At 71.3% G+C, this 15942-nt stretch carries 11 protein-coding genes; 9 read left to right on the top strand and 2 right to left on the bottom strand.

Going from position 1 to position 15942, the window contains the following annotated elements:
* Positions 1 to 325 precede the first annotated feature (325 nt).
* The 8 genes from AB0953_RS22260 to AB0953_RS22295 all read left to right on the top strand — a co-directional run bounded on the left by AB0953_RS22260 (position 326) and on the right by AB0953_RS22295 (position 11866).
* Positions 326 to 1552 (top strand): acetyl-CoA C-acyltransferase, encoded by a 1227-nt coding sequence (locus tag AB0953_RS22260; RefSeq protein ID WP_366861255.1) that lies wholly within the window; start codon positions 326 to 328, stop codon positions 1550 to 1552.
* Positions 1549 to 3678, top strand: coding sequence for a 3-hydroxyacyl-CoA dehydrogenase NAD-binding domain-containing protein (locus AB0953_RS22265; RefSeq protein ID WP_366861256.1), 2130 nt, complete (start codon positions 1549 to 1551; stop codon positions 3676 to 3678). The genes AB0953_RS22260 and AB0953_RS22265 overlap by 4 nt, the downstream gene beginning before the upstream one ends.
* Before the next feature lie 135 nt (positions 3679 to 3813).
* Positions 3814 to 4857: a signaling protein gene (locus AB0953_RS22270; protein WP_366861257.1), complete on the top strand. Its 1044-nt coding sequence runs from the start codon at positions 3814 to 3816 to the stop codon at positions 4855 to 4857.
* A gap of 165 nt (positions 4858 to 5022) precedes the next feature.
* Positions 5023 to 7017 (top strand): hypothetical protein, encoded by a 1995-nt coding sequence (locus AB0953_RS22275; RefSeq protein WP_366861258.1) that lies wholly within the window; start codon positions 5023 to 5025, stop codon positions 7015 to 7017.
* 86 nt (positions 7018 to 7103) lie between these two features.
* The gene (locus tag AB0953_RS22280) at positions 7104 to 8609 is read left to right on the top strand and encodes a bifunctional cytidylyltransferase/SDR family oxidoreductase (RefSeq protein ID WP_366861259.1); all 1506 of its coding nucleotides are present in this window, start codon (positions 7104 to 7106) and stop codon (positions 8607 to 8609) included.
* Positions 8610 to 8611: 2 nt separating this feature from the next.
* Positions 8612 to 9418, top strand: coding sequence for a rhamnogalacturonan acetylesterase (locus AB0953_RS22285; RefSeq protein ID WP_366861260.1), 807 nt, complete (start codon positions 8612 to 8614; stop codon positions 9416 to 9418).
* An 11-nt stretch (positions 9419 to 9429) separates the two neighbouring features.
* The gene (locus AB0953_RS22290) at positions 9430 to 10239 is read left to right on the top strand and encodes an Ig-like domain-containing protein (RefSeq protein ID WP_366861261.1); all 810 of its coding nucleotides are present in this window, start codon (positions 9430 to 9432) and stop codon (positions 10237 to 10239) included.
* A 13-nt stretch (positions 10240 to 10252) separates the two neighbouring features.
* The gene (locus AB0953_RS22295; RefSeq protein WP_366861262.1) at positions 10253 to 11866 is read left to right on the top strand and encodes a glycosyltransferase family 2 protein; all 1614 of its coding nucleotides are present in this window, start codon (positions 10253 to 10255) and stop codon (positions 11864 to 11866) included.
* 56 nt (positions 11867 to 11922) lie between these two features.
* Here the strand turns inward: AB0953_RS22295 and AB0953_RS22300 are convergent, their stop codons facing one another.
* Entirely contained in the window at positions 11923 to 13071 is a 1149-nt protein-coding gene (locus AB0953_RS22300; protein ID WP_366861263.1) for a hypothetical protein, read from the bottom strand.
* A 127-nt stretch (positions 13072 to 13198) separates the two neighbouring features.
* Here AB0953_RS22300 and AB0953_RS22305 point away from each other — a divergent pair, with 127 nt between their 5' ends.
* Positions 13199 to 14272: an LCP family protein gene (locus tag AB0953_RS22305; protein WP_366861264.1), complete on the top strand. Its 1074-nt coding sequence runs from the start codon at positions 13199 to 13201 to the stop codon at positions 14270 to 14272.
* Positions 14273 to 14335: 63 nt separating this feature from the next.
* Here the strand turns inward: AB0953_RS22305 and AB0953_RS22310 are convergent, their stop codons facing one another.
* Complete coding sequence (locus AB0953_RS22310; protein ID WP_366861265.1) at positions 14336 to 15832, bottom strand: amino acid permease; 1497 nt, start codon at positions 15830 to 15832, stop codon at positions 14336 to 14338.
* Positions 15833 to 15942 lie beyond the last annotated feature (110 nt).

Below are 15942 nucleotides of genomic sequence, written 5' to 3' on the forward strand. Positions count from 1 at the left end.
GGGACTCCGTTTCCGTCGCAGAGGGGCCCGGGGCGCCTGCCCCGGGGGAGCCAAGGATCGGGGCGGCCGGGAGGCCCGGCCCGGCGCCCGGCCGCGGAGGGCCGAGGACGACCCCATCGGGGCCTCCCGGCGGTCCGATCGGGCGGGCGTGCGCAGGGGCGCGCGCGGGAAGTGGCGCGGCGGCCGGGTGTGACCTTCGCCGCTCCGGGGGCAGGGGGTGTGCACATTGGTTACCCGCAAGTAGCATGGGCCGGGTGAGCGGGCGCTCAGTAGCAGGGCGCCGCTACGCGCAGCAGTGCCATCCCGCACCTGGAGGAGAGCCAACGTGCCTCGTACCGTCAGGGACGTCGTCTTCGTCGACGGCGTCCGCACCCCGTTCGGCAAGGCGGGCCCGAAGGGCATCTACCACGAGACCCGCGCCGACGACCTCGTCGTGAAGGCGATCCGGGAGCTGCTGCGCCGCAACCCGGACCTGGACCCCAAGAAGATCGACGAGGTGGCCATCGCCGCCACCACGCAGATCGGCGACCAGGGCCTCACCCTCGGCCGCACGGCCGGCATCCTCGCGGGCCTGCCGCAGTCCGTCCCGGGCTACTCCATCGACCGCATGTGCGCCGGCGCGCTGACCGCCGTCACCTCGGTCGCGGGCTCCGTCGCCTTCGGCGCGTACGACGTGGCGCTGGCCGGCGGTGTCGAGCACATGGGCCGCCACCCGATGGGCGAGGGCGTGGACCCGAACCCGCGCTTCGTCTCCGAGAAGCTGGTCGACGAGTCCGCCCTGTTCATGGGCATGACCGCCGAGAACCTGCACGACCGGTACCCGACGATCACCAAGCTCCGCGCCGACCAGTACGCCGTGCGCTCGCAGGAGAAGGCCGCCAAGGCGTACGCCGACGGCAAGATCCAGCAGGACCTGGTCCCGATCTCGGTGCGCAACACCAACGCGGAGGTCGGCGAGACGGGCTGGGGCCTGGTCACCGCCGACGAGCCGATGCGCCCGGGCACCACGCTGGAGAACCTGGCGAACCTGAAGACCCCGTTCCGTACCCACGGCCGGGTCACCGCGGGCAACGCCGCCGGTCTGAACGACGGCGCCACCGCCGCGATCATCGCCTCCGAGGACTTCGCCCGCGCGAACAACCTCCCGGTCAAGATGCGCCTGGTCTCCTACGCCTTCGCCGGCGTGGAGCCGGAGGTCATGGGCTACGGCCCGATCCCGGCCACCGAGAAGGCCCTCGCCCAGGCGGGCCTGTCCATCGAGGACATCGGCCTGTTCGAGATCAACGAGGCCTTCGCCGTCCAGGTCCTCGCGTTCCTGGAGCACTACGGCATCGCCGACGACGACGCCCGCGTCAACCAGTACGGCGGCGCCATCGCCTTCGGCCACCCGCTGGCCTCCTCCGGCGTCCGCCTGATGACGCAGCTGGCCCGCCAGTTCGAGGAGCAGCCGCACGTCCGCTACGGCCTGACCACCATGTGCGTGGGCTTCGGCATGGGCGCGACGGTCATCTGGGAGAACCCGCACTTCGACACCGAGGGAGACTCCAAGTGAGCACCACCGCTGAGCTCCTGAAGGGCGCCGCCGAGCTGTTCCCGGACGAGGTCGTCACCCAGGCGCACGTGCGCCACCTGGACCTGCCGTTCGGCGCCGGGCGCTTCGCGCTCATCACGCTGGACAACGGCTTCGACCACACCAAGCCGACCACCTTCGGCCCGCAGTCCCTGGCCAACCTGAACGCGGCGCTCGACCAGGTCGAGCAGGAGGCCCTGGCCGGCTCCATCGTCGGCGCGGGCATCACCGGCAAGCCGTTCATCTTCGCGGTCGGCGCCGACCTCAAGGGCGTCGAACTGCTGAAGAGCCACGACGAGGCGCTGGCCATCGGCAAGGGCGGCCACGACGTCTTCAAGCGCCTGTCGGCGCTGGCCGTGCCCACGTTCGCGTACTACAACGGCGCGGCGATGGGCGGCGGTGTCGAGGTCGGCCTGCACTGCACCTACCGCACCGTCTCCAAGGCCATCCCGGCCTTCTCCCTCCCCGAGGTCTTCCTCGGCCTGGTCCCCGGCTGGGGCGGCTGCGCCATCCTGCCGAACCTGATCGGTGCGGAGCGCGCGGTCTCGGTGATCATCGAGAACTCGCTGAACCAGAACCGCCAGCTCAAGGGCAAGCAGGTCTTCGAGCTCGGCATCGCCGACGCGATCTTCGAGGGCGCCGACTTCCTGGAGCAGTCGCTGCTGTGGACCGCGAAGGTCCTCACGGGCGAGACCGAGGTCGTCCGCGCCGAGGTCGACCGCGGCGAGGCCTGGGACGCGGCCGTGGCCAAGGGCCGCTTCATCGCCGACTCCAAGGTGCACGGTGCGGCCCCGGCCGCGTACCGCGCCCTGGAGATCATCGAGGCGGCCAAGGACGGCGACCTGCAGAAGGGCTTCGACGCCGAGGACAAGGCCCTGGCCGACCTCATCATGGGCGGCGAGCTGCGCTCGGGCATCTACGCCTTCAACCTGGTCCAGAAGCGCGGCAAGCGCCCGGCCGGCGCCCCGGACAAGAACCTGGCGCGCCCGGTGACCAAGGTCGGCGTCGTCGGCGCGGGCCTGATGGCCTCGCAGCTGGCGCTGCTGTTCCTGCGCCGCCTGGAGGTGCCGGTGGTCCTCACCGACATCGACCAGGAGCGCGTGGACAAGGGTGTGGGCTACGTCCACGCCGAGATCGAGAAGCTGCTGGGCAAGGGCCGGATCAACCAGGACAAGGCCAACCGCCTCAAGGCGCTGGTGAGCGGCGTCCTGGACAAGGCCGAGGGCTTCGCGGACGCGGACTTCATCATCGAGGCCGTGTTCGAGGAGATGTCCGTCAAGCAGAAGGTGTTCGCCGAGGTCGAGGCGGTCGCCCCGGCGCACGCGATCCTCGCCACCAACACCTCCTCGCTGTCGGTGTCGGAGATGGCCTCCAAGCTGCAGCACCCGGAGCGCGTGGTCGGCTTCCACTTCTTCAACCCGGTCGCGATCCTGCCGCTGCTGGAGATCGTCCGCGGTGAGAAGACCGACGACGCCTCGCTGGCCACGGCCTTCGGCGTCGCCAAGAAGCTGAAGAAGACCGCGGTCCTCACCAAGGACGCCCCGGCGTTCGTCGTGAACCGCATCCTGACCCGCTTCATGGGCGAGATCCAGAACGTCATCGACGAGGGCACCCCGGTCGTCACGGCGGAGAAGGCCATCGAGCCGCTCGGCCTGCCGATGTCCCCGCTGGTGCTGCTGGAGCTCGTGGGCCCCGCGATCGGCCTGCACGTCTCCGAGACCCTGAACGCCGCCTTCCCGGAGCGCTTCAAGGTCTCCCCGAACCTGAAGGCGGTCGTCGAGGCCGGCAAGCGCGGCTTCTACGTGTACGACTCCGGGAAGCCGGAGCTCGACCCCGAGGTCGCCGCCCTCCTGGTCCAGGGCGACTCCGTCCTGACCGAGGAGCAGGTCCGCGACCGCGTCCTGGACGCGGTGGCGCAGGAGATCGGCCTGATGCTGGAGGAGGGTGTCGTGGCCGAGGCCCAGGACATCGACCTCTGCCTCATCACGGGCGCCGGCTGGCCCTTCCACCTGGGCGGCATCACGCCGTACCTGGACCGCGAGGGCATCTCGGAGCGCGTGAACGGCAAGCGGTTCCTCGCCCCGGGTCTGGCGAGCGTCCCGGCCTGACGCCGGCCGCCGCCGCCACGGCCTGACACCGTGTGAGCCGTACGGACGCCCGTCCCCGTGACCGGGGGCGGGCGTCCGCCGCTGTGCGGGGGCCCGGCGCCGGGGCGACCCGGGTGAGCTGGCAGAATACGGCCCGTGGCGGACGGCAAGAGACCTTTCAGCCGCCGGACCCTGCTCTTCGCGGGCGGCGCGGCGGCCGCCGGGCTCGGTACGGGCGGCCTGGCGTGGGCGCTTCGGCCCGGCGGTCCGGGCGGGCAGGGCGATCCCCAGCCCCTGGCGGGCGAGTTCGACATGCGCACCGGCGCCCAGCTGCTGGCGCCGTCGCCCCTGTTCAACACCACGGGCCCGCAGTCGTTCGCGTTCGACGACACCAACGGGCAGGTCTACGTGCTGCAGACGGTGCAGAGCGGTCTGCAGCTCGACGGCGAGGACGAGGCGCGCGACTCCGGCGAGCGCAAGTCCGCCGGGGATATGTGCCTGACCCGGCTGAGCAGTTCCGGGAAAATCCTCGGGCACATGTATCTGCGCGGCTTCGGCCACGGAATTTCCTTCGGCGTCGAGCCGACGGGGGTGCGTACGTACATATGGCTGGAGGGCCGGGCCGATCCGGGGAGCGGCTACGGGCGCACGGTGGTGCGCGTGCCGTTCAAGGACGGCGAGGTCCTCGACAGTTCCCACGAATCGGTCCGGCATTTCGACCCGGTGCCCGGTTCGGTCGACGTGTGCCCCGCGCTCGACCTGGAGGACGAGCGGGTCCTGGTGAGCCACGAGGAGGAGGGCGTGCACCGGTTCTCGGTGTACGGGATGGCCGACTTCCTCGACGGGCGCTTCGACGCGGCGCAGACGATCCGGGCCGGTGTGCAGGTCAAGGAGGAGGAGTGGTTCCAGGGCTGCGCACTGTACGGCGACTACGTGTACGTGCTGACGGGCAATCCGTACAGCGGGAAGAACGGCAAGAATCCGCGAAAGTCGGGCGGTAATACCTATATCTCCGCAATCGACGTGCGGACCGGCAAGGCGCAGGGGCGCCACCACGTGACGGTGGCCCCGGATCTGGCGTTTCGGGAGCCGGAGGGAATCGCGGTGAGCCGCGCCGGGGGCCAACCCGCTTTGTGCATCGGATTTTCCGTGAAGGAGAAGGACCGGCGCGACCTGGCGCTGTATCGGTTCACTCCCTGAGACCGGCATCGCCCGGCCGAGGGACCGTCGTCACATATTCGCGTGAGAAGGCCCGCAATCATTGGCCTGTGGTTCACCGCACGTTCTGGGGGCCTCCATCAGGCTGCTTATACTACTGCGACACTTCACGCGACTCTTATACCTCCACGGGGGAGGCACCGCACCATGGGCTCCAAGCGGCTGCGCGCCGCGCTCGGCGTCGGAATCACGGCTGCGCTCATCCTCAGCTTCCTCGGGATGCTCGTGGCCGTCGCGTTCGTCTCGCTCCCCCTCTTCGCCGGCTGCGCCGCCCTCAGCTACGTCGCCGACCTCATGCTCCACAACACGGAGTCGCCGACCCTGGAGAAGCTGCGCGACTCTCGCTTCGGTCTGACCATGCGCTTCCTGATCCGGCAGTTCCTGCTGCTGGGCCTGTGCGGGGCCGTGGCCGACATCGAGTCGTTCGTGGCCCAGATGACCACCATCGGCCTGCTGCTGCTGTTCATCCTCCAGCTCGCCTACGGGGCCCTGCTCAAGCACGTCCGCAAGATGCGCAACGAGCTTCCCTTCACCACCCGCGGACTGGACCTGGAGGCGCTCGGCATCCGCCGCATGCCCCACCCGTTCCTGATGAACAAGCACGTCAGGAAGACGCTGCACCTGGACATCCCGCTCGTCGCCGGAGCCCTGGCCACCATCGCCACGGACGACTGGCGCTGGGTCACGTACGGCATGATCACCACCGTCTTCCTCGCCTACTTCTCCCTGCTGGTGCTGGTGCCCGACGCGCGCAACGCGCTCAAGCTGCCCACCACGGACGAGGCCATCGACGAGCTCAACCACCAGCTGGCCGAATACCGCCCCCAGGTCGCGCTGTACTTCACGTTCGCCGCCATCTCCAAAGACTTCATGTACCAGGTGAACATGTGGCTGGAGGCCCTGGAGGCACTCGACCTGCGGCCCATCATCGTGCTGCGCGAACGGGCCACCCTGCGCTACCTGGACGCGACCTCCGTCCCCGTCATCTGCATTCCCAAAGCGGATAATCTCGCCCGTATCGAGATGAACGAGCTGCGTGTCGCCCTTTATCCGGGCAATGCGGGCAAGAACGTGCACATGCTCCAGCGCGCCGAGGTCAAGCACGTCTTCATCGGCCACGGCGACAGCGACAAGCTCGCCAGCAGCAACCGCGTCAGCAAGGTCTTCGACGAGATCTGGGTCGCCGGCCGGGCCGGCCGCGACCGCTACGAGCGCATCAAGCACGCCGTCTCCCCGCACCAGATCGTCGAGGTCGGCCGCCCCCAGCTGATGCCCCTGCACCGCTGGACCGGCAGGGTCTCCGGCCCCATCCCCACCGTCATCTACGCCCCCACCTGGGAAGGCTGGACGGACGACGCCTGCTACACCTCGGTCATCCCGGCCGGCGAGAAGCTCATCGAGGCCCTCCTCGACTACGACCGCGAGATCCGGATCATCTACAAGCCGCACCCGCTGACCGGCTCGCGCTCCCCCGTCGCCGCCGCCGCGCACCGGCGCGTCATCGCCCTGCTGGAAGAGGACAACGCCCGCCGCTTCGGCCGCAACCTCACCGACTCCAAGGCCGCGGCCAAGAAGCTCGCCCGGATCGACCAGCGCATCGCCGACCTCTCCGAGCGGGGCGTGCGCTCGAAGTACCCCGACCTCACCGAGGAGGAGCGCACCGCGCGCATCCGGCGCAGCCGCAACCAGGCCGGGGCCCTGTACTGGAGCGCCATGCCCGACGCCGCGCACCACGTGGTCACCGAGCGCATCCCGGCCCTGTACGACTGCTTCAACCAGTCCGACCTCCTCATCGGCGACATGTCGAGCGTGGTCTCGGACTTCGTCGCGACCCTGAAGCCGTACGCCATCTTCAACCTGGAGGGCCTGCCCGACCAGGAGTTCCGCAACGAGCAGCGCACCGCGTACGCCTCGTACCTGCTGGACGCCGACTGCAACGGCCTGGCCGAGGCCCTCGAGGCCACGCTCCACCCCGAACGGGACGTCATGGCCCCCTACCGCGAGCAGCTCAAGGAGTACCTCCTCGGCGCCGAGTACCCGCCCTCGATCGTCCGCTTCAACGCGGCCGCCAACGACCTCTACCGGCGGGGACTGCGCGACTTCCCCATCGAATACCCGGAGCAGGCACCCTTCCCCGTGTAGCCGCCCCGCCCCGGTTCCCCCGTCCCACCGCGTCGCCGGCCTCCCCACCGCAGTGCCGCATCCTCCCGCTCAGGAAGAAGAAGACCGTGTCCCCGAGACCTGTCCCCCACCGCACCATCGCCGTCGTCCTCGCCGGCGGCACCGGCCAGCGCATCGGGCTCGAAATACCCAAGCAGCTGCTCAAGATCGCCGGGAAGCCGATCCTGGAGCACACCCTCCACGTCTTCGAGAACGCGCCGGACGTGGACGAGGTCCTGCTGCTGATGACGCCCGCCTACGTGGAGGACGCCCGCCGCATCGTCGAGCGGGCCAAGCTGGGCAAGGTCACCGCGGTGCTGGCCGGCGGGTCGACCCGCAGCGAGACCACCCGCATCGCCATCCGCGCCGCCTCCGAGCGGCTCGCCGAGGGCGAGGACTGCAACCTCCTCTTCCACGACGCCGTGCGCCCGCTGCTCTCGCAGCGCGTGGTGCGCGAGTGCGTCGAGTCCCTGGAGCGCTACCAGGCCGTCGACGTGGCCATCCCCTCCTCCGACACGGTCATCGTGACCCGGACCCACGGCGACGACGGCGAGTTCATCACCGAGGTGCCCGACCGCTCCCGGCTGCGCCGCGGCCAGACCCCGCAGGGCTTCCGCCTGTCCACCATCCGCGCCGCGTACGAGCGGGCGGCCTCCGACCCGTTCTTCCAGGCCACCGACGACTGCTCCGTGGTCGTGAAGTACCTGCCGGACGTCCCGGTCCACGTGGTCACCGGCGACGACTACAACATGAAGGTCACCCAGCCGGTCGACGTGTTCATCGCCGACAAGCTGTTCCAGCTCGCCTCCCACGCCGCACCCGCCCAGGCCGGCGAGGCCGCCTACCGCGAGCAGCTGGCCGGCCGGACGATGGTGGTCTTCGGCGGCTCGTACGGCATCGGAGCCGACATCTGCCGCATCGCCGAGGGCTTCGGGGCCCGCGTCTACGCCCTGGGCCGCTCCACCACCGGCACCCACGTGGAGAACCCCGGCCACGTCGAGGAGGCGCTGGCCAAGGCCTACGGCGAGACCGGCCGGATCGACTACGTCGTCAACACGGCCGGCGTGCTGCGCGTCGGCCGCCTCGACGAGACCGACAACGACACCATCCGCGAGGCGCTGGAGGTCAACTACCTCGCGCCCGTCCACATCGCCCGGACCGCGTACAAGTACCTCAGCGAGACCGGCGGGCAGCTGCTGCTGTTCACCTCCAGCAGCTACACCCGCGGCCGCGCCGAGTACAGCCTGTACTCCTCCACCAAGGCGGCCATGGTCAACCTGACCCAGGCGCTGGCCGACGAGTGGGCCGAGGACGGCATCCGCGTCAACTGCGTGAACCCCGAGCGCACCGCCACCCCGATGCGCACCAAGGCCTTCGGCCAGGAGCCGGCGGGCTCGCTGCTGACCTCCGAGTCGGTGGCGCTGACCTCGCTGGACGTGCTGCTGTCCGAGATGACCGGCCACGTGATCGACGTACGCAGGCAGGACCCGACCTCGACGCCGGCGCAGCGCAGCGGTTTCGAGGAGGCGCTCGCGAACGTGCTGATCCAGACCACGGAGGACCAGGGGGTCTAGGCGTGACGTACGCACCCTCCCCGCAGCCGGGCCGCCGCCCGAGGATCTTCGTGGTCGGCGGCTCCAATGCGGTCAGCCGCCCGTACAGCTTCCTGCCGATGGCCGGATGGGCGCAGACGCTCCCGCTCTTCCTCACCGACGAGGTCGAGGTGGTCGCCTGCGCCCGGGCGCGGGCCAGCTCCAAGAGCTTCCGCGAGCGCGGCCGGCTCCAGTGGATCCTGGAGAACATGGAGCCGGGCGACTACCTGCTGTTCGGCTTCGGCCAGAACGACATCAAGCCGGACCCGGGCCTGCACACCGAGCCGTACTCCACCTTCCTGGAGCACATGGCCGCGTACGTGCACGGCGCACGCGAGCGCGGGGGCCACCCGGTGATCTACCTGCCGTACGAGCGGCGGCGGATCGACCGGCACGGCAACGTGGCCCGCTTCCTCGGGGACTACCCGGGCGCCGCCCGGCTGCTGGCCGAGGAGGAGCACGTACCGGTCGTCGACGTGTACGGGCAGAGCCTGCAGTGGTGGGAGGAGCTCGGACCGGAGGCGAGCAAGGCCGTCTTCGTGTACCTGCGCCGCGGCGAGCCCCTGCAGGAGCACATCCTGGACGGCGACAACGTGCACCTGCGGGCGGAAGGCGCGATCGAGGTCGCCCGCTTCACCGCCCGCAGCATGCTGGAGCAGGGCATCATCCCGGCCCGCTGGGTCCGGGACCTGGACCGCACGCGCTTCGACTACAGCGAGATGGGCTGGCTGGACGAGGAGACCTTCCGCCACCGCACCCAGTCCCGCGTCTCCACGTACCCCGGCGCCTGAGGAGTCGTCCCGTGAACCACCTCCTGTGCCGCGGCCGGGCCCTCGGCGAGGGCTCGGCGCCCGGCGCCGTGTACGCGGCCCTGTACAGCTCGGCCGACCCGCGCCGCGGCGTCGCCCCCGGCGAGACGCTCCAGCTCGGCCTGTCCGCGGCCCCCGACCAGGGCGCGCCGCGCGGCTTCGGCTACCTGCTGCGGGCCCCGCTGGCCGAGGCGGCCGACATCGTCGGCATGCAGGGCCTGGAGTTCTTCCCCAAGCAGCGCTGGTTCCGCCTCCGCGCCGAGGCGGGCGAGACCGCGACGGGCGTCCTGCACCTGCGCGTGCACGACACCGCCGCGGCCCGGCGGATCCGGCCGCAGATCATGGTCGGCATCCCGGACGGGAGCGGGCGCAGGACGACCCGCACCGCAAAGCTCGACGCCGAGGCGCTGCCCCTGCGGGCGCCCGCCGCCCGGGGCCTGCACCTGACAGTGGAGCCGGGCGGGTCCGGCTCGGTGAACGTGCTGTCCGCGTGCCCCGCGGGCAGCACGGCCGTCGGCGTGTCGGCGCCGCGCCACGGCGAGGCGCAGTTGTCGTACGACGGCTGGGTGACGTACAGCCCCGCGCCGGGTTTCACCGGGTACGACCGGTTCACGTACACGGTGGGCACCCCGGCCGGGGAGCAGCAGACCTCGCACGTCAACGTCTTCGTGGGCTCCCTGGACCACGCTCCGGGCGCCTTCCCGGCGCACCCGACGGAGGTCGCGTTCCGGCCCTGGCAGTGGCCGGAGCTGACCGGCGAGATGCCCTGGCCCCGCCCCGACCAGTCCGCGAGCAACCGATGAGGAACCCCGCAGCATGAACACCGCCGTCGTGAGCCCCGCCGACGTCAAGGACGTGTCGGTCGCCGTCCGGGTCTCCAACCAGGCCGCGGCGGTCGACGCCTGCCTGGCCTCCGTCCTCGCGCAGACCATCGGCACGGACCGGCTGGAGATCGTCGCCGTCGACGACGGGTCGACGGACGAGAGCGGCTCGGTCCTGGCCCGCGCCGCGCACCGGTACCCGGCCTTCGTCCGGGTGGGGCAGGTGTCGCAGGGGCTGAGCCCGGCGGCGGCCCGCAACTGGGCGCTGAGCCAGGTGCGCGGACGCTACGTCATCTTCCTGGAGGCGACGGACCGGCTGGCGCCGGACGCGCTGGAGCGGATGGTGGCCGCGGCCGACGCCCACGAGGCCGACGTGGTGCTGGGCAAGCTGGACAGCTCGGGCCGGCACGCGGTCGCGACGTCGATGTTCCGCAAGAACCAGGCGTACACCGACGCCTACAGCTCGCGCGTGTACTGGTCGCTGACCCCGGACAAGCTGTTCCGCACCGGCCTGCTGCACCGGCGCGGACTGGTCTTCCCCACCGACATGACGATCGGCGACGACCAGGTCTTCACCGCCGGCGCCTACCTCGGCGCGGACAACGTCTCGGTCGTCGGCGATGCGGTCTGCATCGTCAAGGGCCCCCCGCCCGCGAACCGGGCCACCCTGCCGGACCGGGTCGCCCTCGCCTCCCGCATGCTGGCGATGATCGCCTCGCAGCTGCCCGAGGGCCCGCGCCGGGACCGGCTCCAGTCGCGCCACCTGGAGGTGGAGCTCGGCAAGGCCACCGCGGCGGCGCTGCTGTCGGCGACGGACCCGGCCGAGCGGGACCAGGCGCTGTGGGCGGCGGCCGAGGTGCTGCGCAACCAGGCGGCGCCGGGCGCGCTGGCGCTGCTGCCGCGGATGCTGGCCGTCCGGTTCGCGCTGCTCGCGCAGGGCCGGTTCGCGGAGGCGCAGCGGATGGCCGCGTTCGAGGCCGACAAGGACCGGCCGGCCGTCCGCAAGACGGTCGAGAACGGCCGGGTCTACACGACGCTGCCGTTCTTCCGGGACCCGCAGGTCCCGCTGCCGGACGAGCTGTTCGACATCACCGGTGACATGACGGTCAGCCAGCAGCTCCAGCGGGCCCGCTGGGACGGGCCGATGCTGCTGCTCGACGGCTACGCCTTCTTCGAGCAGCTGTCGACGAAGGACCGGGCCACCCGGGTCGTGCTGCGCGAGCGGACGAGCGGCGCGCAGGAGAGCCACGCGGTGACGGCCCGCCGGGACGACACGCTGACCAACTCCAAGGGCAAGCCCCGGGCCATGGGCCGGTTCTCGGCCCGGGTCAACCTGGCGCAGACCTCCAGCGGCTGGCCGCTGCCGCCGGGCACCTGGGACCTGTACCTGTCCGTGTCCTTCGAGGGCGTACGGCAGGAGGTGCGGCTCGGTGCGCGGCGGGCGCCCGAGCTGGACACGACGGCCCGGATGCCGGTGCGGATCGCGGAGGCGCCCGGGGCGCCGGGGATGGAGCTGGCCGCCACCCCGTACTACGCGGAGGACGGGGGCCTGAGCATCGAGGTCGTGCAGCGGGCGCCGCTGCCGCAGTCCGGCCCGCGCGGCGCCTGAGCGCACGGGCCGGGAGGCGTACTCGGCCGGGAGGCGTACTCGGCCGGGAGGCCCGCTCAGGCCAGGTGCTCCCAGGGGCCGAAGACGAGCCCCTGGGCGCCGGTGTCCTGCCGGGCGCACATGGGGGCGCCGGCCTCGTCGAACGCGGCGACCACGACCCGGCCCGCCGCGTCGACCGCCACCTGCGGGGCGAGGGCCCCGTGGCCGCCGAGGGACGCCCACCAGGTGCCGTAGCCCTCGTTCTCGGTGACGTACGCGGTGACTTCGACGTCCCGCTCGGCGCCGGTCTGCGCGAGCACCGTGCAGTCGTAGCCCCCGACCATCGCGCGCGCGACACCGGGCGCGCCGCGGCCGCCGGCACCGCCGAGGCTCATCAGGCCGCCCTGGACGCCCGGACGGGCGGCCCGCCAGGCGACCAGCGAGCCGTCGCCGGGATAGCGCCAGAAGTACGTGACCCTGCGGGCGCCCGTCTCGCAGACCGCCGGGCTGCCGGGGACGACCGGGGTGGGGATGGACTCGGCGAGCCCGAAGCGGCCCTGGCCGATGCCCACCCAGCGGTCGGCCCCGGACGGCCCGAGGGCGAGCATCTCCAGCTGCCCGCCGGCCGGCATCAGCGGCGTCACGTCGCCCCGGTAGCTCTGCGCGGCGACCGGCTTCCAGCCGCCCCAGGCGCCCTCGGCGTTGCGGCTGCGCCGCAGGATGCCGGAGTGCTGGAGGGAGACGAGGACGTGGATCGAGCCGGAGCGCTGGTTGACGGCGATGCGCGGGGGGCCGGTCAGCCGGTCGTCGGCGGGGCCGCCGCGCAGTCCGGGAACGCCCAGGCCGTGCCAGTCGATCATGCCGCGGCCGGACTGGAACTGGGTGGAGACGATGACTTCCGGCCGCTCCGAGCCGTCGTCCGCTGCCCTGAGCGCCACGAAGTGCACGTACCCCTCGCGGCTCTGCGCCATGGCGGCGGGACCGAGCCAGCCGGGGACCTCGAAGGTCTCCGGGCCGGTCCAGCCGGTGCGGGGGGCTGCGGCCTCGGTCCAGCGGAGCAGGCCGCTGCGGGTGCAGGCGTACGCCGTCAGGCGGCCGTCGGCCCCCGCGAACAGCCACTTTCCGGCCGGCGGGGAGGTCGGGCGCGGACCCGGTCCGCCCGTGCGGGCGTCCTGCGTCCTGCGAGCCGAAGAGGCGGATCCGTTCCCGCCTTTGCCTCGGTTCACGCCGCTGTCCACCCTTCTGCCGACTATGTCCGAGCCCGAGGGGCCGGGTCCTCCACCCGAAAGAACCAGCCACTCGAAAGCGTGTCTTATGATGCACCCCATTCGATGATAGAAGGGCACTGCCTCCATGACCGACGGCCCCTCGGCCCCCTCCCCGGTGCCCCGGCGCACGCCGCGGCGCGGCGGCCGGCGCGTTCTGCGGATCGTTCTGCTGGCCCTGGCGGTGCTCGTGCTCGCGGCCGGCGGTGCCGGCTGGTGGGCGTACAGCCACCTGAACGGCAACATCGACAGCGTCGACCTGGACCAGGCGATCGGCGACAACCGCCCGAAGAAGGTCGTGCCCGGAGCCCAGAACGTCCTCGTCCTCGGCTCGGACTCGCGCGCCGGCGCCAACGCGGACCTGGACCACGGCGACGTCAGCGGCGCCCGCTCGGACACCGCGATGCTGATCCACCTCCCCGAGGGGCGCTCGAAGGCGACCGCCATCAGCATCCCGCGCGACACCCTGATATCCCGGCCCGAGTGCAAGGACGCCGACGGCAAGACCGTCGAGCCCGCCAACCGGGTGATGTTCAACTCCGTCTACTCGCTCGCCGGGCCGGCCTGCGTGGTCAAGACCGTCGAGCAGATGTCCGGGGTGCGCGTGGACCACTTCGTCGAGGTCGACTTCGCCGGTTTCAAGGGCCTGGTCGACGCGCTCGGCGGGGTCACCGTCACCCTGGACAAGCCGATGAGCGGGGCGAAGGGCGGCCTGAAGCTGGATGCGGGCACACACCGGCTGAACGGCACCGACTCGCTGAAGTTCGTCCGCACCCGCTACGGCTACGGCGACGGCAGCGACCTCGGACGCATAGGCCTGCAGCAGCAGTTCATGATGGCGATGCTCTCCGAGATCAAGAAGCAGGACGCCCTCGGCAACCCGGCCCGCCTCTACAAGCTCGCCGACGCCGGCACCAAGTCGCTGACCACCGACTCCGAACTCGCCTCGCTGACCGCGCTGGCGGACTTCGCCCAGAGCATGAAGGGCGTCAACCCGGACACCATGGAGACCATCATGCTGCCGGTCGCGTACGACAAGGTGGACCCCAACCGCGTCGTCGTCGCCCAGCCGCAGGCGGGCCGCCTGTGGGAGGCCCTGCGCACCGACCAGGCGATCCCGGCGGACGCGAAGAAGTCCCCCGCGACGGCGAACAAGGGCTGACACCCGCGCCGCACCCCGGATCGGGGCGCGGCGCGGCGTGGGGATGCGTCGGCGGACCGTGCGTCAGAAGGTCGCGTCCCGGCCGGCCTTGGCGAGGCGGCTGTGGCGGCGCCCGTACAGGAAGTACACGACGAGGCCGATCGCCATCCAGATCCCGAACCGCAGCCAGGTCTCGGCCGGCAGGTTGAGCATCAGCCAGAGCGAGGCGGCGATCGACAGGATCGGGACGACCGGCACCCACGGGGTACGGAAGGACCGGTGCAGGTCGGGTCGGGTGCGGCGCAGGATGATCACGCCGAGCGCGACGACCACGAAGGCGAACAGGGTGCCGATGTTCACCAGTTCCGCGAGCTTCTCCAGGCTGGTGAAGCCGGCGACGACGGCGATGACCACGCCGAGCAGGATCGTCGCCCGGTAGGGGGTGCGGAACTTCGGGTGGGTGACCGAGAAGACGCGCGGCAGCAGCCCGTCACGGCTCATCGCGAAGAACACGCGGGTCTGCCCCAGCAGCAGGATCATGCAGACGGTGATCAGGCCGACGGCGGCGCCGAGGCTGATGGCACCGGAGAAGAACGGCTGGTTGACCGACTTGAAGGCCTCGGCGAGCGGGGCGGTGGGCGACATCTGCGTGTAGTGCTGCATGCCGGTGACCACCAGGGTCACGGCCACGTAGAGCACCGTGCAGATCAGCAGCGAGCCCAGGATGCCGCGCGGCATGTCCCGTTGGGGGTTCTTGGTCTCCTCGGCCGCGGTGGCCACCACGTCGAAGCCGATGAAGGCGAAGAAGACCAGGGAGGCGGCGGTGAAGATGCCCATGACGCCGAAGTTGGTGGGCGCGTACCCGAACATCAGCTGGACCAGCGGGGCCTTCCAGCCGCTGCCTCCGGCTTGCGGCTCGGCCGGCGGGATGAACGGCTTGTAGTTGTCCGCCTTGATGAAGAACAGGCCCGCGATGATGACGAGCATCACCACGGTCACCTTGATGGCGACGACGATGGCGGTGATCCGGGCCGACAGCTTCGTGCCGATGACGAGGATCGCCGTCAGCGCCAGGACCAGCAGGAAGGCCAGCAGGTCGAAGGTGCCGCCCTCGTCCGGCCCGGACAGCCCGACGGGCAGGTTCCAGCCGAGGTTGGTGTGCATGAGGTGGCGCACGTAGCCGGACCAGCCGACCGCCACGACGGCGGTGCCGAGGGCGAATTCAAGCACGAGGTCCCAGCCGATGATCCAGGCGGGCAGTTCGCCGATCGAGGCGTACGAGAACGTGTACGCGGATCCGGCCACCGGCACGGTGGAGGCGAACTCGGCGTAGCAGAGCGCCGCCAGGGCGCAGACCACGCCCGCCGCCACGAAGGCGAGGGCGGTGGCGGGACCGGCATTGTTCCGGGCGGCGATGCCGGTGAGAACGAAAATGCCGGTGCCGATGATGACGCCGACGCCGAAGACGGTCAGGTCCCAGGCGGAGAGCGACTTGCGGAGCGCGTGTTCGGGCTCCTCCGTGTCCCGGATGGACTGTTCCACCGTCTTGGTGCGGAACGGGCTGTTCAGATCCGTACTCACCGACGCACCTCCGAAAGGTGACGACGCACGCGGACGGGCCGGGAGGCCCGCCCTTCAAGGGTGATCTCCCGGCCCGTGACGTGCAACCGCGCACCGGTCCGCGGACCGTC

Source organism: Streptomyces sp. NPDC046866 (genome assembly GCF_040704625.1).
GTDB lineage: Bacteria > Actinomycetota > Actinomycetes > Streptomycetales > Streptomycetaceae > Streptomyces.